Origin of the sequence: Nocardiopsis valliformis DSM 45023 (assembly GCF_000340985.1) — a bacterium.
Lineage (GTDB): Bacteria > Actinomycetota > Actinomycetes > Streptosporangiales > Streptosporangiaceae > Nocardiopsis > Nocardiopsis exhalans.
On record NZ_ANAZ01000050.1, the window covers coordinates 1 to 19,723 of the forward strand.

The window sequence follows — 19,723 nt, forward strand, 5'->3', positions numbered from 1 at the left end:
CCCGCCTGGAAACCGACCACCACCGCTAGCAGGAGCCCTGCGCGTCGTCGCTGAGAGCGGCCACGCGCAGGGCCAGCTCCTGAGCCCGGACCAAGTGGGAGAGGGCCTCCTCGTGGTGCGGGTGGGCGGCCCCGGCCTCGGTGGTGCTGTCGGCGATGGCGTCCAGCTCGACGGCGCTGCGGCGGTCCTGTTCCTCCAGTTCGGCCTCGCGCACCCGCCGGGCGTAGTCCTCCAGGGTGCGGATCCGCCGCTCCACCTCGGCGACGTCCTCGTGCAGGGCGGTGCGGGCCCGTTCGGCCGCCTGGCGGCTGCGTTCGCCGGTCAGAGGCGTGGTCTCGATCCTGGCGCGGGCCCGGGACTGGCGGAGCAGGCTCTGGGCCACCGCCCACTCGACGTCGGCGAGCACGACCCGGTTGCGTACCTCGTCGAGCAGTAGTCCGCGCTGGTGGATTGCGGAGTCGAGGACGGCATCCACCGCCCGTTGGGCCCGGCCGAGCATCCAGCGGGCGGGGGTGTCCAGCATGTCGCCGGTGACGAAGTGCCCCTGGAGTTCCTCGATGACGTCGGGTTCGTCGTTCTCGGCGATCGCCTGGGTCTGGGCGGCGCGTTGGCGTTGGAAGCTGTACAGCGCACCCGCTCCCAGGAGCAGGCCGGGTAGCAGGAGGAGGGCGAAGGTCTCGAAAGAGCTGATCAGCGCCACGCACAGCACACCGATCACCGCGGCCAGGAGGATCACCAGGGCGCTGACGGACTCCGTGGGCGATCTCGGGGCCGGATCCGCCGGGGCGAGTTCGCTGGGCTGTACCGGCTCCGGTTCCTGGCCCTCCCAGTTCAGGGCCTTGACCAGGAGTTCGCGGTCGTCTTCGCTGAGCTCGGGGTGCACGCTGACGCCCCGGGGTTCGGCATGGTGCCGATGGGCGTCCAGGACCAGCGCGGAACGCAACTGCGCCCCGACCACGGTGAGGCACCAGCCGCCGGAGTCCTCGTCGTACCCGGCCAGCCCGCCGGCGACCAGATCGGAGACGGTCTTCTCCGGCACCCCAGGGTCCAGTGAGAACAGGTCCGGGCGGTTCTCCTGAGGGCGGGCCCGTGCCACGGCGGCCATCATCGGAGGCGACACCTCAGCCTCCTGGCCGTCGTCGAGCCGGACGCGCACGATCTCGCCGTCACCGGGCCCCGTTACCAGGTCCCACCGATCTTCCACCTCGTCAGCGCCCTTTCTCACCGAACATGCCCTCCCGGCGCCCGTCGGTGTTGAGAAGCCGCCCGCGCCCGGTTGGTTCTGCCGAGAATACGGAACATTCGGCGCCCTGGCGTTTGCCGGTCAGGGGCCTGTCGCGGGCTCAGCCGGACCTGGGCGTCTGCGGCCCTGTCGGAGACCGATACCCTCGGGGCGCCGTCACACCGTCGAAAGGTCACACCATGAGTCGCAACGTGCTGGTCACCGGTGCCGCCCGGGGGATCGGCCGGGCGGTCGCGACCGCCTTCGCCGAGGCTGGCGATCGGATCGCCGTGCACTACGGCAGCCGCCGGGAGGAGGCGGAGGCCACCCTGGCGGCGCTCCCCGGACAGGGGCACGTACTGGTCGGGGCCGACCTACGTGACCCCGATGCCGCCGCCGCGCTGGTCGAGCGGGCAGTGGAGGAGCTGGGTGGTGTGGACGTGCTGGTCAACAACGCCGCGGTCAACCTGCCCCACCCGATCGCCGACACCTCCTACGCGGACTGGCAGGCGGCCTGGCGCGAGACCGTGGACATCAACGTGTTCGGTGCGGCCAACGTCTCCTACCTCGTCGCCCGGCACATGATCGACCGGGGCGCCGAAGGGCACATCGTCAACGTCGGTTCGCGCGGCGCATTCAAGGGCGAACCGGACCACCCCGCCTACGGGGCCAGCAAGGCCGCCCTGCACTCACTCGGCCAGTCGTTGGCGGTCGCCCTGGCCCCGCACGGCATCGCGGTCGCCTCCGTGGCCCCCGGGTTCGTGGCGACCGAGCGCGTGGCCGAGCGGGTCAATGACGAAATCCGCACGCAGAGCCCGTTCGGTCGGGTGGCGGAGCCCGAGGAGGTCGCCGCGGCCGTGCGCTACCTGGCCTCTCCCGAGGCGACCTGGTCCTCAGGGGCGATCCTGGACCTGAACGGCGCCTCCCACCTGCGCTGATACAGCGAACTCCGGCGAATCCGCCCTGGAAGGCCCGGGGAGGCCAGGACCTGCGGGGAGCAGGTCACGGACAGATCGTTAACGGAACCATAATCCGGGTTTTTCCGCCGACCGCCCCGCATGTCCCGGTATCCGAAAACCTCTTTCGACGACGCTTTCGCCACGATGTCCTCGAAACCGCAACACAGCCCTTCGGACTCGCTGTACAAGGGAAGGAAACTCGACGCGAGGAGAAACTCGGGGAACAGATGTCATCCCACCACCCGGAGGCGCAGTCCCACCGCCGGTTCGCGGCCCGACCGGTGTCCCTATTGCCCACCGAGGAACTCGCCCACAGAGCCCTGTCCAGCCGTCTGATGCGCACCGCGGTCGGTCTCGCCCGCTGGTGCGGGCCGGTCACCCCGGTGGACGTGGACGGCTTACCGGACCTGGCCGATGTCCGCGTGGCGATCGAAAAGTTCGGGCTATGGCCGCGGGCCCTGTGCCGGGACCGGGAACAGCGTGAGATCTGGACCGAGCAGCTCGACTCCGTCTCCCAGGCCGAGGAGTTCCTCGCCACCTGGCATACCGCGCAGCACCTGGGCATGATCGAGTGCGAGACCGGGCAGGCCCGGCCCGCCCCGGAGCTGGAGCGCTGGCTCGGCTCCACCGGCCGGATCCTGCGGTGGTGGACGCTCGCCTTCCACTTGTGCGTGGATCGCGCGCTGCGCGGCACCGCCGGGCTGGAACCGCACACCGCACTGGGCCGCCTCTACGAGTCCCCCAACGGAGCCCGGATCCCGTTGCGGCTGGTCACGCAGGAGGTCCTGCCTGCCCGGGAGACCCACTACCTGCCCTCTCGTTGCCCGGCCTGGAGCACCGTGCTGCTGACCAGGGCCCTGGTACAGCTCGCGGACGCCGGAGCGGTCTCCATGGGCTGGCACGATCCCTGGCACGACCCGTGGTCCGACACCTCCGGTGCACACGGCCACCGCCCAGGGCCAGCCTGGGTCCAACTCACCGACCTCGGCCGGTTCGGGATCCGCCAGATCCTCCTCGCCGAGGAACAGTCCGCCCCGCTGACCGAGGAGTTCATCCGGCTCGACGCCGACGAGTTCCTCGACGCCCTGGCCGACTTCTCCCCGGACGGCCAGCTCGTCGCACTCACCGCGTGGCTGGACGCGCGCGCCCCCCAGCAAGCGCTACGGGAGATCGTCGCCGCCTCCTCCGGGGCCGGACTGGCCCTGCGCCGGTGGAACGCCACCATGGCGCTGGGCAGTATCAGCTCCCGGATCGAACCGGACCTGTACACCCTGCTCCGCAGCGCGGACCCGACCGTTTCCAGCCTGGCCTCGGTGGTCCTGCTGGCCTCCCGGATGCTCTCGGACGCGGAACGGGCGCGGCTCACCGCCGAGTTCGGCCACTGGACCGCCATCGACATGTTCGCCGCCGCCACCTGCCTGGGCGAGACCGGGTTGAAGTCGTTCCTGGTCTCCGAGGCGGCCGAGGGCATCGACCGCTTCCTGCTGGGTGACATCACCCGGCTCTGGCAGCCCGAGCACCCCGACACCCGCGAGGTCCTGCGGGTCCTGGGGCGGCACCACCCGGACCCGTCGATCGCGGCCAGGGCCAGGGCGGCCGAGGCGCACGCCCCACCCCGACCCCAGCCCTGAGACCGGCCCTGAGACCGTCAGCCCGCCGAGAGGCGTTCGCGCTCCGCGCGCTCCTCCTCCTTGCGGCGCCTGCGCCTCAGCACGACCAGGCCGAAGAACAGCGAGGCGATCATCGTCGCGGTCATGATGGCCAGGAAGCCCCACGGTCCGACCAGCGGGCTGACGATCAGCGGGATCGCGGCAGCGGTGACCAGACCACCGCCGAAGAAGGGCTCGAAGACGAGCTGCTTGTACCCGAACGCCGGGTAGGCGGGCGTCTTGGCCTCGGGGTCGACCACGCGCATGAGCACCATGCCGGTGGAGGTGACGCCCAGGGACTGGCCGAACTCGCCGATACCGCGCTCGAACCAGAAGTTCGGCATGATCCGCGGCGCCAGGAAGAGGAAGGCGAACAGGCACCACAGGACGCCGGCCGCGGAGAGGATCGCGAACGTGGCGATGTTGTCGGCGATGGCCTGGAGGGACAGGGTCGCCATCGCGGCGATGATGAGCACGTCCAGGGACAGGCCCTGGATCCGCTCCACCGACTTCTCGTCGACGATGTGGTTCTTGTCGAAGCGGTCGATGAACATCTGCACGATGATGCCGCCGATCATCGCCAGCGGGAACAGCGGCACGTAGGCCACGATCTCGATGGCGTCGGCCCACACGAGGCGCTCGACCCACTGGAGGGCGGACAGGATGAGCTGGCCGATGATCACCGCGAGGGCCACCAGGCCGAAGTGCAGGGTCAGCGGGTCCATCGACGACGGGTGAACCGTCATGGTCGAACCGGCGGTGCGGTTCTCGCGCTCGATCAGACCGGCCTGCTCGCGGTCGGTGCCCTTGTTGTCGGCACTGATCACGCTGGTCTTACCGCGGCGCGCACCCCAGTTGATCAGGATGATGCCGATGATCACCCCGGAGAGCAGACCGACGGTGGCCATGCCCAGAGCCAGGTCCTGGCCCTCGGCCCAGCCGACCTGTTCGAAGGTGTTGCCCAGTCCGGCGGCGGTGCCGTGACCGCCAAGGAAGCCGATCTCGATCAGCGCGCCGGAGATCACCGGGACGTTGAAGAAGGGTGCCAGGACCAGCAGGGCCAGCAGCAGGCCGATGACGTACTGACCGCTGGCCACGGTGATACCGAAGGAGAGGTTGGGCCCGGCGAGGTCGACCGCCTCGCGCATCTTGGGCATGCGCTTGCCCAGGAAGAGGCTGGCGAAGACCATCGAGATGAGCAGGCCGGGCAGCGTGGCCCAGACCGACATGATGTCCACCCCGAACAGGCCGCCCTCGGCCGCCCGCTCCGCGAAGCCCACCGCGATGCCCCGGTCGGCGAGCAGCCCCATGGCCCAACCGAAGATGTCGGGTCCGAGCAGCAGCGCGATACCGCCGCCGATGATCGAGCTCGGCAGGTAGAGCTTCTGTGTCAGCTTCCACTTGACCCGGACGAGCTTGGAGATCAGCAGCAACACCCCCAGGAGGAGGAGCGCGAGGCCAACGGTGTCAGGGGACATATCTACCTCTCAAAACGGCCCCGCGGGCGCGCAGGGGCGGCAAGGGGCATAGGTGTGCCCCTGGACGCGCGGGCCCCCGGAAGGGGCACACGAACGCACAAGGGCTGCGTGGCTGGGAGGTAGATCGCGTACGGAAGTGGCTCAACTTACGCGAACGCTTGGGGAATCCTACACACGGTCACGAAGTCACCAAGACAGGGTGGCGGGGCGACAAAGCACCGCTCTCACTCCGGGACCGGAACCCTACTGAAAACCTTGTTACCAGTAGGAAACCCTGAGAAACAGAGAACCGCTGCTGTTGGCGGTTTCACGCTCCAGCCCTTACGCGAAGGTGCGGCCGATTACCCGCGTGTCCGCAATCCATACACCACCACCGCCAGAAATCACGGTGAGGATGATCATGCTCGCTCTACGCGGCCCCCTCAGGTCCATTCCTCCCCGAAGAGCCTGCGGGCCACCTCTCGCAGCTCACGATGCTCTTCCTCCCCGGGAGCGGCGAAACCGAGCCCTCGCTCCCGCTCGTCCCCGACCTCATCCACCTCCCCGTGCTCCGCGCCGGACTCCCGACCTTCCCCGGTCACGGTCCGGCCCGCTCGTTCGCCCCGGTCATACCGGCCTTCCCGGCCCGCCAATCCGGATCCCCACACGTCCCCCAGCCCCTCCACCGGCCAGTCCAACCCCAGGGTGCGACGCACCGACGCCACCATCTCCCCGCCCGCTCTCGGCCAGGGTTCCCAGCTCCGCCGGCAGTGCTCGGACAGCACGCGGCCGACCTCGGTGGTCGCACCGCCGTAGACCACCCCCAGCGCCTCCGCCTCGCACAGCGCCCGAATCATCCTGCCCTCCGTGCCCGCCTCGGTCTCCACGGTCGGCTGGTACCAGGTGACCGCCGCGAGCAACCACTGCGCGCCCGTCCGCAGTTCCCGCCCCTCGGCCCGCTCCGCCAACAGCCGGTGGCCGACCACCCCGGTGCTGGTCCCCCAGGGCAGGTGGTTGAGCGAACCGGCAAGCGCCCAGCGCACCCGGGCCCGCCCGGTCCGGTCCCGCCCCTTGCTCCGGGGCGGGCTCTCCGGGCTCGGCCAGCACCACGCCGCGTCCTCCGTCCCCGTCCAGGCCTCCAGCAGCGCGGCCAGCCTGGTCTCGGTGTCGTGCTCCCGCCAGATCTCGGCCCGCTCGGTCAGCACGACCCGGCCGTACCTGTGGTCCAGGAGCCCCAACACCGCGGCTGCCTCCACCCAGACCCTGGCCAGGTCCTCGTCCCCGCCCGCCGCCTTGGTGAGCCTCTTGCGCTCGCGTTTCATGAGCAGGCCGTCCTTGCGCAGTTGCGGCGGCCGTTCGGCGCACGCGGCCAGCAGCCGGGTGTCGGCCCCGGCCAGGGCGGTCAGCGCCCGCCGGGAGCCCTCGGCCACGTCCGAGCCGCCACCGGCCATCATCCGCTCCACCGGTACCCCCACCACCGCCTGCGGTGCCGGGTTGAACGGCCAGGGATGGGCACGCCGGATCGCCAGAGCCACCTCGCGGGGCATGACGAGCCTGTCGCTGAGCGCGTCCGAGGGCATCAGCAGGCCCCGCTCGATCGCCCAGTCCAGGTCCGGATCGCCGGTCCCGTCGGCCGGGAAGTGGAACGGGCTCCCTGCTGCCCTGATCAGGAAGGTGCGCGCCTCTGTACCCAGGAACGCGTGGCCGAGCAGCTGGTGGACCACGTCGTGCTGGGCATCGCGGAACAGGCTCCGCACCCGTTCGGGTGTGCGCAGGACCGCGCCGATCTCCTCGGTCATGGCGTCCCATTCGCCGGTGGGGTCCAGCCCCAGGGTCAGGGCGATCCTGCGCACCCCGGCGAAGTCGAACTCCCCCAACCCCTTCGCCACCGAAGGCGGTTCCCGGGGCAGGCCGAACTGGTCGTAAGCGTCGTCGAGCAGGTGGTAGCCGCCCTGACCGTCCGGCCATAGGAACACCAGGGCGACCAGGTCGGCGATAACCTCCTCCGCCCGGACCCGGGCGAGCCCGGGGCGGTCGGCGTCCACCTTCGCCAACAGCGCCTCGTGGTCCACCCGTCCCGGCCCCTGGAAGTAGGGCATCTCCTCGCGGCGGAGCAGCGTCTGACGGAGCTGCTCCTGATCGTCGACGGTACGCAGGTCGTTCTGGTCCTCGGCCAGCCCGACCGCCGCGTAAATCACCTGGTGGTGGGCGAGGGTGAGGCGTTCGAAGGCTCTGGGCCGGTAGGCCAGGAGTGGCAGCAGGTGCAGGAGTGTCTCCGGTGTGGCCCGGGCATACCTGACCACCCCTTCGGTGAGGGTGGCGAGCAGATCCGCGACCCGTTCCGGCGGCATCGAGCGAACATGGGACTCCAGCGCTGCACGACGGTCCATCCACTCAGCGTAGACACCGCGGGCCCAGGGCACACCGCCCGCCCGGCGATCTGTGCACAACCCGCACCTGCATGGACGATCGGCCGCGCGGCTGGCGAGCAGAGCCAGCCACCGGCTCCCGGGTTCGTACCGATCTGTGCGAAACCACCACACCGCCCCGCGTCAGGACGGTACAAGAGGTGTTCACGCCGAACCCTTCAGAAGAAACCGGGAGCGGACATGCCCTCTCATGACCCGTCGAACCCGGAGCACCCACCCCTCGCCGCAAGGCCCGTGTCACTGCTCCCCTTCGAAGCCCTCGCCCGCCTGGCCCTGGACTCCCCGCTGCTGTGCGACGCCCTCAGCCTGGCCCGCTGGAGCGCCCCGGCCACACCGGTGACCCGCAACGGGGTGCCCGGCATCGACGACGCCCGCACCGCGATCACCAGATTCGCGCTCTGGCCGCCCGACCTGCCCGGACGCGCGGCCGAGCGCACCACCTGGCTCGGCGGGCTCCACTCGGCGGCCGACGTCGCCCACTTCGTCGTCCCCTGGTCCGCGGCCCTGCGGTTGGGCCTGGTGGAGATCGTCGACGCCCACGCCCGCCCGGCCCCGGGGTTGGAGGACCGGGTACGCGATCCGGAGCAGGTCCTGTGCTGGTGGTTCCGGGAGTTCGAGTACACCATCGAAAACGCGCGGGGTGACCTCGACCGCCCCGCCCTGGCCGCTCCCGGCACCACCGGTCCCGACCTGCTGCCCGGGGTGCTGCGCCACCTGTACGAGGCCCCCGACGGATCCCGCCCCGACCTGGACACCCTGGCCCGGGAGGCGTTGCTCTCCCCCATACCGCCCCGGTCCAGAGCCAGCGACCTGCTGCTGCACGTGCTGTGGCAGCTCTCCGACACCGGGGCGGTGGCCCTGGACCACCGCCCCGCCACCACCATGGGCCGCGAGAGCCACGGCCACTGCACGGTGGAGCTCACCGCGCTGGGCCGCTACGGGGTCCGTCGGCTCCTGCTGGAGGTGGGCATCCACGCCCCGCTCGTGAACACCCTCGCCGAGGCCAGCGCCTCCCGCTTCCTGGACGCGCTGTCCGTGCTGCCCTTCGAGGAACGCCTCGCCGAGGCCGGGCCCTGGCTGGACCGGCGCGGACCCGCCGAGGCGCTGCGGCAGATCGCCGAGGTCGTCTCCGGCCCCGGTGCGGCGCTGCGCCGCTGGGTGGGGACCCAGGTACTCAACACGACCAGCTCCGAGCTCGAAACCGAGCTACGTTCCCTGCTCCACTCACCGCTGCCCGCCGTCGCCAGCATGGCGGCGGTCGTCCTGCTCTCCTCCGGGATGCTCAGCCAGCGCGGTATCGACCGGGTCCTGGGCGAGTACGGGCCATGGGTGGTGATCGACATGGTCGCGGCGGCGATGCCACCCGACAACGCGAACCTAGCTGGCTTTCTGTCCGCCGAGGGAACCCCCGACGTCGAGCGGAGCCTCCTCGACTCCCCCGACCCGGTCCGCCTGCGCGCCCACCCCGACGCCCTCCCGGTCCTGGACGCGCTAGCCCGCCACCACCCCGCCTCGACCACCGCGGCGCGCGCCCGCGACCTGGCCGAACAGCTGCGCGGCACGCACTGAGACTCCAGGCCCCCGATCCAGCCGACCCGCCCCCTGCCCCGGGCAGCCCAGAAGAGGACCAGGAGTGAGGGGTCTGGGACCGCGGCGGGACCAGGGCCGCGGCCACCGGGATCAGCCCTGCTGGGACAGGGAGTTGAGCAGGGCGGCGAACTCCTCGTCGCCGGTGTGCAGCGATACCGACCTGTTCTCGTGGTCCATGGTGATCTCCACCGGACGCAGGTCCAGCGGCTCACCGGGCGCGCCCTGGTTAGACGGCGCGGACTGCGCCTCCGGGTCCCCGCCCAGAAGGCCCTGCTGCCGGGCATGGCGGGCCACGTAACCCGCGAAGTGGGCGGCCAGTCCGGGCCGGTGGTCCGCCGGTGAGATGAGCGCGCTGTCGATGGTCACAGCCAGATCGCTCTCCAAGAGGACCCCGGCCCCCGGGGCGGAGATGCGGAAGCTGGTCGGCCGCAGGTACTCGGCGTGAGCCCTTCACGGGCGCAGGCCTGCACCACGGCGGCACAGAACTCCTCGGTCATCCCGGCCACGCCCATCTGCTGGGCCTGATGGAGCTGCTCCCGCATCCAGTCCGGAATCTGGTCCTGCGGGCGGGGGAAGCGGCGCAGCTCCTGGAGGTAGATCAGCGGGCTGGGCACGGGAGAGATGTCCGGCTGGGTGTCGTGGTTGTACTCGACGCTCATCTGACCGGAGTGGTGGACGGACATGATCATCGAGAGCCAGGAGCCCCTGCCCTCCTGAAACCCCGCCTGCTTGAGCTCGGTGGCCTTGCCGTGGACGTCATCGGGCAGCTCGACCTCGCTGACCTGGCCGTCCGCTCCCTGCACCGCCAACAGGTGATCATTGAGGCCGCCGATCGGCCGGGCCAGGTAGGTGAGCTGCTGCCAGCCCTGCGGCATGACGGAGACGAGGCTCCGGGCGAGCTCCTGGAGGAACTCCCCCTGTTCCAGAGGGCTGAGGTCGTGGGGATCCATAGGGGTGGCTCCGTGTCCGTTTGGCGGTCTTCCGCGTCCTTCCTAACGTGTCCCGCCGACCGTGCGTGTCCGGGCGGTCACCGACCCCCGGTTACCTGTGCGGGCGGCACGGCCCTGACGTGCGACGGGGGTTGTCCACAGGCCCTCGGCACGATTCCGTGATCCGTGCCAATGTGGTTTTTCCGGACCCTTCCCGACGCAGCGGGCCACGGATTGTCACCACCTCCGCGCATGATGTGCACCAGGACCCCGAACCACCTCCCGCGTCGACACCTCTGGAGGACGAGGTTGCTGCTCCCCGAACCGACCACACGTGACCGCCGGCTCGCCCGTCTCGGAACCTCCTGGCCGCTCCTGCGAAGAGTCCTGCAACAAGGAGAGGCGGGCTGGCGAGCTGCCACCGACAACCACGGCGACGGCGCCCGTTCCCAGTACGCCTACCGGGAACGGCTGGCCGCCCTGCGTGAGGAGCAGAAGCTCCACCACGGCTGGGACAGGGCACGCGTACTCAAGATCGAACTCACTGTCGACCCCGAGCACACCATCGCCTTCCAGACCCTGATCGGGGACCGCTACACCGGTCTGGTCACCCCCGAGCGCCCGCCGCGCAACCTGCACCCGCGCGGCCCCAACGGCCAGCGGTTACTGGGCGGCGAGGGAGATACCGAACAGCTCAAGCTCTTCCCCGACGACGTCCTTCCCCTGCCGCCCCGGGAGGAGATCGAACTCACCGACTACGAGAACTTGGAGGTCTGGGTGTTCCTGGTCCACCGGGAGCACGAACCTGGCACCGGGCGCGTACGCTGGCACAGCGAACTCTCCCGACCGCACCCGCCCGACGAGGCGGGCTACCTCACCAGTTGGCAGGAGCGCATCCCGCTCCCCGCCCTGGAGATCGGCGCGGTGACCCACCCGGTCGGCGAGGGGCAGCACGAACTCGACATCCAGATCGGCCCGCGTTGACCACCGCGCCGGGCCGAGGAGCACGACAGGGCAGTACACACCATGGTCACGCCGTCACGCCTCCGGCTCGCACGGGAGCGGAGGGGCCTCACCCTCACGGGCCTGGCCGGGATGAGCGGCATCGGCGCGCAACGGCTGTCCCAGTACGAGAACGCCCGCGCCGTACCGGACGAGGACGCCCTGCGGGCACTCGCCGCCGCCTTGTCCTTCCCGGTCTCCTTCCTCACCGGGGACGAGGTCGAGGAGATCCCGGCCGAGGCGGTGGCCTTCCGCGCCCTGAGCAGCACCTCCCTGCGTAAGCAGCGAGCGGTGCGCTCCCAGGCCGCGCTCGCGGTGGAGTTGAACACCTGGCTGACTGAACGGCTGACCCTCCCGGAACCGGACGTGCCCACCCACGGCTACCCGGAGCCGGAGACCGCGGCCGAGCTGGTGCGCGGCCGCTGGGGCCTGGGTCAGGCACCGGCCCCGAACACCGTGCACCTGTTGGAGTCGCGCGGGGTGCGGGTCTTCTCCCTGGACAGCGAGCACCAGGAGGTGGACGCCTTCAGCCTGTGGCGGGACGGGGTTCCCTACGTCTTCCTCAACACCGCCAAGAGCGGCGAGCGCGGGCGCTTCGACGCCGCACACGAGCTCGGCCACCTGGTGATGCACGGGCACGACCGCGCCCTGAACACCCCGGAGGCCGAACGCGAGGCCAACCGGTTCGCCAGTGCGCTCCTGATGCCCCGGGCCGACGTCCTGGCCCGTATGCCCTCCGGGGCGCAGGTGGACCAGATCCTGTCCGCCCGGCCGATCTGGCGGGTCTCGGCAATGGCGCTCGCCCACCGCCTGCACGACCTGGCCCTGCTCACCGACGACCAGTACCGCGCCGTCTGCCGACGCCTGGCCGAGCTCGGCTACCGTTCCGCCGAACCGGGCGGCATCCCCCGGGAGACCTCCCAGGTCCTGCCCAAGGTGCTCTCCGCGCTGCGGGCCCAGGGCCTGCCGCCCGCACGCCTGGCCTCGGCCCTGCACATCCCGCTGACCGAACTCAACACCCTGGTGTTCGGCCTGGCCCTGACCCCTCACCCCGGTGGTGGCCGAAGCCGGGCCAGCGGCCGCCCCGCCCTACGCGTACTGCCCAGCCCCGCGGATTGATCAGCTGTCGAGGGCGTCCAGGTAGACCCAGGCTCCCTCGTGGCGGAGGAAGCGGCTGTGCTCGTGGAGTTCGCTGGCGCGGCCGCCCTCCCGGAAGCGGGCGCGGAATTCCACCGTGCCCGCGTTGTGGAAGGGGGTGCCCTCGCCGGTGCTGAGGATTTCCAGACCGAGCCACTCGGTGTGCGGGTCCGGGTCCACGTCGGCCGGGCGGGTGTCCGGGTGCCAGGAGCGGAGCAGGTAGGCCTCGTCGCCGACCACGAAGGCGCTGTAGCGCGAACGCATCAGATCCTCGGCGGTGGCCGCCTTCGCCAAGCCCTCGTGCAGGCGGCCGCAGCACTCCCCGTACCTCTTCGGCCTGCCGCAGGGGCAGGGCTGATCGGCGGACCGGGACGGCTGGAGACGGGGGTTGCGCTTCGACATCCCGCCATTGTCGCAGTCGACCGCCCCGGTGGCCGCTCGTGCTCAGGCGAGGGCGCCCACGCAGGCCGCCATGAAGACGAGAATGATCGGCACTACCTGGCCTTGGTGAGAGTGCCACCGGCTTCAGCCGGTGGGTGAATCACCCCACCATCCCTCGGGCTGGCGGCCGGGGCGCTCCTGCGCCTGGATGTAGCGCCGCACGATCTCCAACGGCGCGCCACCCACCGACCCGGCGAAGTAGGACCCGGACCAGAACCGTCCGTGCATGATGTTGCGGTTCACCTGACCGGTGAACTCCTGGCGCAGGTACCGGGAGGACACACCCTTGAGCGAGTTGACCAGTTTCGAGAGCGCGACCTTGGGCGGGTAGTGCACCAGCAGATGCACATGGTCGTGCTCGCCGTTGAACTGCTTCAGTTCCGCGCCGAAGTCCGCGCACACATCCCGCATGATCTCCTCGCACCGGACCAACATCTGGGCGGTGAAGACTCCGCGTCGATACTTCGTGACAAACACCAAATGGGCATGAAGGTGATAAGCGACATGTGCGCCCCTGCGCACTTCAGGATTGTGTTCCCAACGTGGTGACATGAACCAAATGATAGAATGTGCACGTCACCGAACACGCCGGGAGGGAGGTTCCCTGTGCGACTCCAACGCGGACACAAGGCCAGGCTCGACCTGACCCGCGACCAGGCCGCCTTGGTCGAAGACCAGGGCCACGCCGCCCGCGCCCTGTGGAACCTCCTCCACGACTGGTGGACCATGGCCTCGGAGAACCGGCGGGTGCCACTGGCCGACGCCGATGCCGCGATCAAGCAGGCACGCAAGGACATCCCCTGGCTGGCGGCGCTGCCCGCCCAAGCCGCCCAACAGGTACTGAAGACCTACTTCAACGCCTGGCGGGCCTGCTGGGCGGGCCAACGCGCCGAGCCCCGGTTCAAGGCCCGGATGCGCACCCGCGCCGCGATCGACGTCCCCCAAGGCCGCGACCTCCAGATCGTTCGGCTCAACCGCCGATGGGGACAGGTCAAGATCCCCAAGGTCGGCCGGGTCAAGTTCCGGTGGACCCGGGACCTGCCCATCGGTAAGCAGGCCAACAAGGACAACCGCATCACCGGCGCCCGCCTGGTACGTGAGGTCCACGGGTGGCACATCGTCTTCCGCGTCCAACGCCAGGTGGAGGACCCAGCCCCGCACGAGGGGCCGACCGTGGGCATCGACCGGGGCATCGCCAAACCCCTGGCCCTGTCCGACGGAACATTCCGCGAACACGGCCCGTGGATGACCGATGGCGAGACCGAACGCTTGCGTCGGTTGGAGAAGAAGGCCGCGCGTCAGCGCCGCGCGCGCAAGCAGGGCGAGAGGACCTCCAACCGGCTGAAGCGAACCTATGACCAGATCTGCGGGCTGCGCGCGAGAGCCAAGCGCCGAGCCCTGGACTGGCAGCACAAGACCACCACCGAACTCGCGCGGGGCTTCTCCCGTATCGGGGTGGAGGACCTGAACATCCAAGGGATGACCAGGTCTGCCCGGGGCAGTGTGGAAACCCCCGGCACACAGGTCCGTCAGAAGGCCGGGTTGAACCGCGCCATCGCCGGCCAGGCGTGGGGGCGCACTGTCACCCTGCTGGAATACAAGACCGCCGAGCGTGGTGGGGCCGTGGTGAGGGTTGCCGCCCGGGGCACCTCTCAGCGGTGCTCGGTGTGCGGGTTCATCACATCCGGGAACCGGGAGTCGCAGGACAGGTTCGTGTGCAAGAACCCCACCTGCGGGCACAGCGGCAACGCGGACACCAACGCTGCGAACAACATTGATCACGCCGCCGGACTGGCGGTGTCGGTGCGTGGAGACCTCGCCGGTAGGCGGTCTGAGAAGCGCGAACCACCCGAGAGCCCGCCACAGGCGGCGTAAGGGACTCTCCCGCCTTCAGGCAGGAGAGGAAGTCAACGTGCGGACTGGTCGCCCACCCTCGGGTTGGCCTACACGGCCGTCCTGGACGGCGGTCTCCCTCTGGGCACGGAAGCTCGCCGTCTGCGCGAAGAGGTCAGGGGGTGAGACCGAACCGGCGGTCCTGGCCCACTGTTTCGTGCTGGGTCCCGGCGTCCGACTTGCCCGTGGTGGCCTTTGCCTGGCCCTTGACCGGCGACACCTCCAGGTTGAGGGCGGCCGCACGGGATGAGGGGATCCGGCGCGGCCGCCTGGTCAGGCGCGATTGTGTGCGGCGCGGTTGGGATGTCGTGGTCGGGGCGGTGGGAGCCATCGGGGCGGTGGCCCGTCATCGGGAGCGGGGCGTGGACGCGGGATCGGGAGGGAGTTTCCGTGGCGTGCTTCGGTGTCCATCCATAGGATCAGTACCCAGTACCCCTGCGGAACCGAAACACGAAATCACCGGCTTTTTGCCTCCGCGCCCCTTCCGTCATCCCGAGACAACGGATGCCCCTTTCCTTCTGTTCGGGGTTCGGAACGGTTCCAGGAGGTCATGACCCTGCGCTCGCGTTCGGTTCCGAGAGTGCTGACAGACCCGGTGTCAAGGCGGAACAGCGCCCCGGCAGAGGCGGGCAGTCCCAGCCATCGGGCGGTGAGCACGCGCAGGAAGTGGCTGTGCGCCACCAGTGCCACGTCGCCGCATGCGAGCGCGGGGGCCAGTTCGGTCAGGGCCCGCTCGGCCCGTACCCCCACCTGCTCGGGGCTCTCCCCCGGATGTTCCGGTGGTCCGGTCGGGACCCCGTCGGTCCACAGGTTCCAGCCCGGGCGCTCCCGGCGGATCTCGGCGGTGGTGATCCCCTCGTAGGCGCCGTAGTCCCACTCCATGAGGTCGGGCTGGGGCACGGCCCCGAACAGTCCAGCGAGCTCGGCGGTTTCGGTCGCCCTGCGCAACGGGCTGGTGAGCACGAGCTCGAACCGCCGCCCGGCCAGTAGCGGACGCACCGCGCCAGCCTGCCGCTGCCCTTCCTCGGTCAGGGGCAGGTCGGTGCGGCCGGTGTGTCGGCGCTGCCTGCTCCACTCGGTCTGTCCGTGTCTGATCAGAACCAGTTCACCCATTCGACCGTTGTTCCCGGCATTCGCCACCCGCATGCCGAAAACAAGAGAATTCGGTCGGACAGGGCACCTCAACAGCACGGATATAGGATCCGAGGCGAGCAGAGAGCACGCCGTGCACGCGAATCACGGGAAACCGTTCCGGGAGGAAGAAAAGAAATGCCCAGCGTTGAATGGAATCGTAAAACCTGGGGCAAAACGCACCTCTGGGAGCGCAGTGGCGACGAGTGGGCCTACATGGCCGCGTACTGCGGGCAGCCCTACGAGGAGTGGAAGGGCAGCCTCGTGGACACGCTGCTCGTGCCGGGTGCCACCCGGGGGCCGTCCTTGGAGATCGGTCCCGGGCACGGCCGCTGGACCGAGCACCTGCTGGCGCACTCCCCCGAGGTCTGGATCGTGGACGTCAACGAGAGCTGCCTGGAGCGCTGCCGCGAGAGGTTCGCCGACCACCCCGGGCTCAACATCCACCACACCTCCGGCTGTTCGATGGCCCCGGTGCCGGACGCCTCGGTCGAGTTCGTCTGGTCCTTCGACGTCTTCGTCCACCTGGACCCGGACGTGGTCGCCGGTTACCTGGGCGAGGCCGCCCGCGTCATGGCCCCCGGGGCGAGGGCGGTCATCCACCACGCGGGCAAGCCCGACTGGTCCTTGTACCTGGCCCCGGTGAACCGCCGCACGGGTCGCCCCGGCAAGGTCGCCCAGCGCTGGATCAGCCAGCGCCGCTGGCGTGACGACGGCAACCGCTCGGACGTCTCCCCCGAGGCTTTCGCCCGCTGGGCCGGGGAGGCGGGGCTGGAGGTGACCGGGCAGCGCACCTCCTGGGGCCCCGAGGGCCAGTACACCGTGGACAAGTACCGTGACTGCGTCACCGAACTCCGCAAGCCCGGGTAGGTGCCCCGATACCCCGCTCCGCCTCGGCAGCACACGAGACCCCGCTCACTGAATCGAGTTCAGTGAGCGGGGTCCGGGACTGTCACCTCGCGCCTACGGCTGTCGGCCGTCAGGCGGCCGCCTCGGCGGCACGCTTGGCGACGCGCTCGGCGCGCAGCTCGCGGGCCTCGTCCGGGTCCAAGACCGGGGCCGCGGTGAGCAGCTGCTTGGTGTAGTCGCTCTGCGGGTTCTCGTAGACCGAGTCGCTGTCACCCATCTCCACGATCTCGCCCTTGCGCATGACGACCACACGGTCACTGACCTGGCGCACGACCGCGAGGTCGTGGGCGACGAAGATGTAGGTGAGACCGAAGTCGTCCTGCAGCTCCGAGAGCAGGCGCAGCACCTGGTCCTGGGTCGACACGTCCAGCGCGGAGACCGGCTCGTCGCAGATGATGAGCTTGGGCTTGAGGATCAGCGCGCGGGCGATGGCGATGCGCTGGCGCTGGCCGCCGGAGAAGGCGTGCGGGAAGCGGTTGTAGTGGTTGGGCTCCAGACCCACGCGCTCCAGGAGCTCCTGGACCTCGCCCCGGATCTTGCGGCCGTTGCGCTCACCCTGCACCTTGAGCGCGGTACCGATGCTCTCGCCGATGGTCAGGCGCGGGTTCAGCGAGGAGTAGGGGTTCTGGAAGACCATCTGCACGTCCCGGCGCAGCGGACGCAGCGCCCGCTCCGACATGTGCGTGATGTCCCGGCCCTCGAACTCCACCGTGCCCTCGGTGGGCTCCAGCAGCCGCATGACCATGCGCGAGAGCGTGCTCTTGCCCGAACCGGACTCGCCCACAACACCCAGGGTCTCACCCTTGAAAAGGTCGAAGCTGACGCCCTTGACCGCCCAGAAGTCGGTCGACTTACCCCACATGCCACCGCGGACCTTGAACCGCTGGGCCACGTCCCGCACGCGCAGCAGCGGCTCGCCGTCGGTGCCCGCGGGGGTGAAGGCCTCAAAGTCGCCGGGCTTGGTGACGGCGCCCTCGCGCTTGTCCTTGGCGACGCGGTCGGCGCGGTCCTGGGCGCGGCGCTCGGCCCGGGAGACCTCCACGCGCGGCACCGCGGCCAGCAGCGCCTGGGTGTAGGGGTGCTCGGGCTCGGACAACACCTTGCGCACGTCGCCGCGCTCCACGGCCTGGCCCTTGCGCATGACCACGACCTCGTCCACCGACCCGGCCACCACGGCCAGGTCGTGCGAGACCAGGATCAGCGCCATGTTGAGGTCGCGGCGCAGCTCGTCCAGCAGGTCGAGGATGCGCGCCTGCACGGTGACGTCCAGGGCGGTGGTGGGCTCGTCGGCCAGCAGCACCTTGGGGTCGCACATCAGGCCCATGGCGATGACCACGCGCTGACGCATACCGCCGGAGAACTCGTGCGGGTAGGAGTTGATCCGCTTGGCGGGCTCGGGGATGCCGACCCGGTCCAGGGCGTCCACGGCGCGCTTGCGGGCGACCGCCTTGCTCGCCTTGGGGTGGTGCACCTGGTAGGCCTCGACCAGCTGGTTGCCGATCGTGTACTGCGGGTGCAGGGACTGCATGGGGTCCTGGAAGACCATCGCGATGTCGTTGCCGCGCATGGAGCGCAGCTTCTTGTCGCTGGCGGTCACCACGTCCTGCCCGGCCACCTCGATGGAGCCGGTGATTTGGGCGCGGCTGCCGCGGTGCAGGCCCATCAGGGCCAGCGAGGTCACGCTCTTACCCGAACCCGACTCACCCACGATGCCCAGGGCACCGCCCGCGGGCACCTCGAAGGAGAGACCCTTCACCGCGTGGACGTCGCCGTCCATCGTCGGGAAGGTCACCCGCAGGTCATCCACGCGCACGACTGCGTCAGAGGCAGCCGGTGCCGGTCCGGTCGAGGCCATGTCACTTTTCCTTCGGTAGAGCTGGTCTGGAGTCAGCGCTCAGGCGCTGGGGCGTGTTCGGTCCGCTTACGTGTCGCCTAGGCGGCGATGCGCACCCGCGGGTCGACGATCGGGTAGAGGAGGTCGACGATCAGGTTGCAGACGACGATGAACACCGCGCCCAGGAGCGTGACGCCCAGGACGACGGGCAGGTCCTTGGCGACGATCGAGTCGATCGCGTAGGCGCCCACACCATTGAGGGAGAACACCTTCTCGGTGAGGATCGCGCCACCCAGGACCATGCCGATGTCCAGACCCAGGATGGTGACGATCGGGGTCAGGGTGGGCCGCAGGGCGTGCTTGAAGATCACCTTGCGCTCGCTCAGGCCCTTGGCCCGCGCGGTGCGGATGTAGTCCTCGTTGAGGGTCTCCAACATGCCCGCCCGGGTCTGCCGCGCGTACTGGGCGGCGTGCAGGAAGGCCAGCGTCACCCAGGGCAGGATCATGACCTGGAACCAGCCCACCGGGTTCTCGGTGAAGGGCACGTAGCGCGAGACCGGGAACAGCCCCCACTGGTGGACCAGGAAGGACAGGGCCAGCAGACCGGTGAAGTAGATGGGCAGGGACACGCCGATGAGGGCGGTACCCATGGCCAGACGGTCGAAGATGCTGCCCTTCTTGACCGCGGAGAGCACACCGACGGAGACACCGCCGATGACCCAGATGACCGCGGCGCCGAGGCCGAGGGACAGCGTGACCGGGAGGCGGTCCAGCAGCTGCGGCAGCACCGGCGAGTTCGTGGTGAAGGAGTACCCCAGGCACGGGGCCGCGCACTCGACGGTCTCGCGGCCGAAGGTGAACTCCTGGCCGAAGAGGAGAGTCCGGAGGAACTCGAAGAACTGGACCGCGACGGGCTGGTCGAGGCCAAGGCGTTCCACGGTGGCGTCGAGCGCCTCCGGGGTGGGCGCCTTGCCCACGTACATCGCCGCCATGCCGTGCGGGGTGACGCCGGCCCACCTGGGCAGGACGTAGAAGATCCAGAAGGTCACCGCCGTGACGACGGCGAGAAGCAAGAGACCCGCACCAAGGCGGCGAAGAATATAGTTCAGCATCGCGGTCGGCGGCGGGGACACCCGAGGGA

The 19,723-nt window shown here is 70.0% G+C and carries 17 protein-coding genes; 7 read left to right on the forward strand and 10 right to left on the reverse strand.

Translation table 11 applies throughout. The features are described 5' to 3' along the window. Window positions 1-25: 25 nt before the first annotated feature. Window positions 26-1,225, reverse strand: coding sequence for a hypothetical protein (locus tag D457_RS0129385; RefSeq protein WP_017584244.1), 1,200 nt, complete (start codon window positions 1,223-1,225; stop codon window positions 26-28). Between the two features lie 197 nt (window positions 1,226-1,422). Here D457_RS0129385 and D457_RS0129390 point away from each other — a divergent pair, with 197 nt between their 5' ends. Both D457_RS0129390 and D457_RS0129395 read left to right on the forward strand, forming a co-directional pair. Further along, window positions 1,423-2,160, forward strand: a complete 738-nt coding sequence (locus D457_RS0129390; protein WP_017584245.1) for an SDR family NAD(P)-dependent oxidoreductase — start codon at window positions 1,423-1,425, stop codon at window positions 2,158-2,160. 248 nt (window positions 2,161-2,408) lie between these two features. Next, window positions 2,409-3,812 carry a hypothetical protein gene (locus D457_RS0129395; protein ID WP_017584246.1) on the forward strand — a complete coding sequence of 468 codons (1,404 nt, stop codon included), beginning with the start codon at window positions 2,409-2,411 and terminating at the stop codon, window positions 3,810-3,812. 17 nt (window positions 3,813-3,829) lie between these two features. Here D457_RS0129395 and D457_RS0129400 read toward each other — a convergent pair whose 3' ends face one another. Both D457_RS0129400 and D457_RS0129405 read right to left on the reverse strand, forming a co-directional pair. Then, window positions 3,830-5,308: a sodium/glutamate symporter gene (locus tag D457_RS0129400; protein ID WP_017584247.1), complete on the reverse strand. Its 1,479-nt coding sequence runs from the start codon at window positions 5,306-5,308 to the stop codon at window positions 3,830-3,832. 422 nt (window positions 5,309-5,730) lie between these two features. Then, the gene (locus tag D457_RS0129405; protein ID WP_239646252.1) at window positions 5,731-7,677 is read right to left on the reverse strand and encodes a hypothetical protein; all 1,947 of its coding nucleotides are present in this window, start codon (window positions 7,675-7,677) and stop codon (window positions 5,731-5,733) included. 273 nt (window positions 7,678-7,950) lie between these two features. Here D457_RS0129405 and D457_RS0129410 point away from each other — a divergent pair, with 273 nt between their 5' ends. Beyond that, a complete protein-coding gene (locus tag D457_RS0129410) occupies window positions 7,951-9,285 on the forward strand; it encodes a hypothetical protein (protein ID WP_017584249.1) in 1,335 nt (444 codons plus the stop codon). 111 nt (window positions 9,286-9,396) lie between these two features. Here D457_RS0129410 and D457_RS34315 read toward each other — a convergent pair whose 3' ends face one another. Then, window positions 9,397-9,672 carry a hypothetical protein gene (locus tag D457_RS34315; RefSeq protein WP_017584250.1) on the reverse strand — a complete coding sequence of 92 codons (276 nt, stop codon included), beginning with the start codon at window positions 9,670-9,672 and terminating at the stop codon, window positions 9,397-9,399. Continuing rightward, entirely contained in the window at window positions 9,669-10,256 is a 588-nt protein-coding gene (locus D457_RS0129420; RefSeq protein ID WP_017584251.1) for a hypothetical protein, read from the reverse strand. Before D457_RS0129420 ends, D457_RS34315 begins: the two co-directional genes overlap by 4 nt. Before the next feature lie 288 nt (window positions 10,257-10,544). Between D457_RS0129420 and D457_RS0129425 the strand changes: the two genes are divergently transcribed. Further along, window positions 10,545-11,219, forward strand: a complete 675-nt coding sequence (locus D457_RS0129425) for a hypothetical protein (RefSeq protein ID WP_017584252.1) — start codon at window positions 10,545-10,547, stop codon at window positions 11,217-11,219. Window positions 11,220-11,261: 42 nt separating this feature from the next. Next, complete coding sequence (locus tag D457_RS37625) at window positions 11,262-12,356, forward strand: XRE family transcriptional regulator (protein ID WP_017584253.1); 1,095 nt, start codon at window positions 11,262-11,264, stop codon at window positions 12,354-12,356. On the opposite strand, the gene D457_RS0129435 is transcribed toward D457_RS37625, so the two are convergent. Together D457_RS0129435 and tnpA are read right to left on the reverse strand one after the other, a co-directional pair. Then, complete coding sequence (locus D457_RS0129435; RefSeq protein ID WP_026117156.1) at window positions 12,357-12,776, reverse strand: YchJ family protein; 420 nt, start codon at window positions 12,774-12,776, stop codon at window positions 12,357-12,359. Window positions 12,777-12,899: 123 nt separating this feature from the next. Beyond that, the gene (gene tnpA, locus D457_RS0129440; protein WP_083926899.1) at window positions 12,900-13,367 is read right to left on the reverse strand and encodes an IS200/IS605 family transposase; all 468 of its coding nucleotides are present in this window, start codon (window positions 13,365-13,367) and stop codon (window positions 12,900-12,902) included. A gap of 54 nt (window positions 13,368-13,421) precedes the next feature. Here tnpA and D457_RS0129445 point away from each other — a divergent pair, with 54 nt between their 5' ends. Beyond that, window positions 13,422-14,690, forward strand: coding sequence for an RNA-guided endonuclease InsQ/TnpB family protein (locus tag D457_RS0129445; protein ID WP_017584256.1), 1,269 nt, complete (start codon window positions 13,422-13,424; stop codon window positions 14,688-14,690). Between the two features lie 474 nt (window positions 14,691-15,164). On the opposite strand, the gene D457_RS0129450 is transcribed toward D457_RS0129445, so the two are convergent. After that, window positions 15,165-15,821, reverse strand: coding sequence for a histidine phosphatase family protein (locus tag D457_RS0129450; protein ID WP_017584257.1), 657 nt, complete (start codon window positions 15,819-15,821; stop codon window positions 15,165-15,167). Window positions 15,822-15,977: 156 nt separating this feature from the next. Between D457_RS0129450 and D457_RS0129455 the strand changes: the two genes are divergently transcribed. After that, on the forward strand, window positions 15,978-16,709 hold the full coding sequence (locus tag D457_RS0129455; RefSeq protein ID WP_017584258.1) for a class I SAM-dependent methyltransferase: 732 nt from the start codon (window positions 15,978-15,980) through the stop codon (window positions 16,707-16,709). A gap of 109 nt (window positions 16,710-16,818) precedes the next feature. Here D457_RS0129455 and D457_RS0129460 read toward each other — a convergent pair whose 3' ends face one another. Together D457_RS0129460 and D457_RS0129465 are read right to left on the reverse strand one after the other, a co-directional pair. After that, entirely contained in the window at window positions 16,819-18,603 is a 1,785-nt protein-coding gene (locus D457_RS0129460; RefSeq protein ID WP_017584259.1) for an ABC transporter ATP-binding protein, read from the reverse strand. Window positions 18,604-18,680: 77 nt separating this feature from the next. After that, window positions 18,681-19,694, reverse strand: a complete 1,014-nt coding sequence (locus tag D457_RS0129465) for an ABC transporter permease (RefSeq protein WP_026117158.1) — start codon at window positions 19,692-19,694, stop codon at window positions 18,681-18,683. Window positions 19,695-19,723 lie beyond the last annotated feature (29 nt).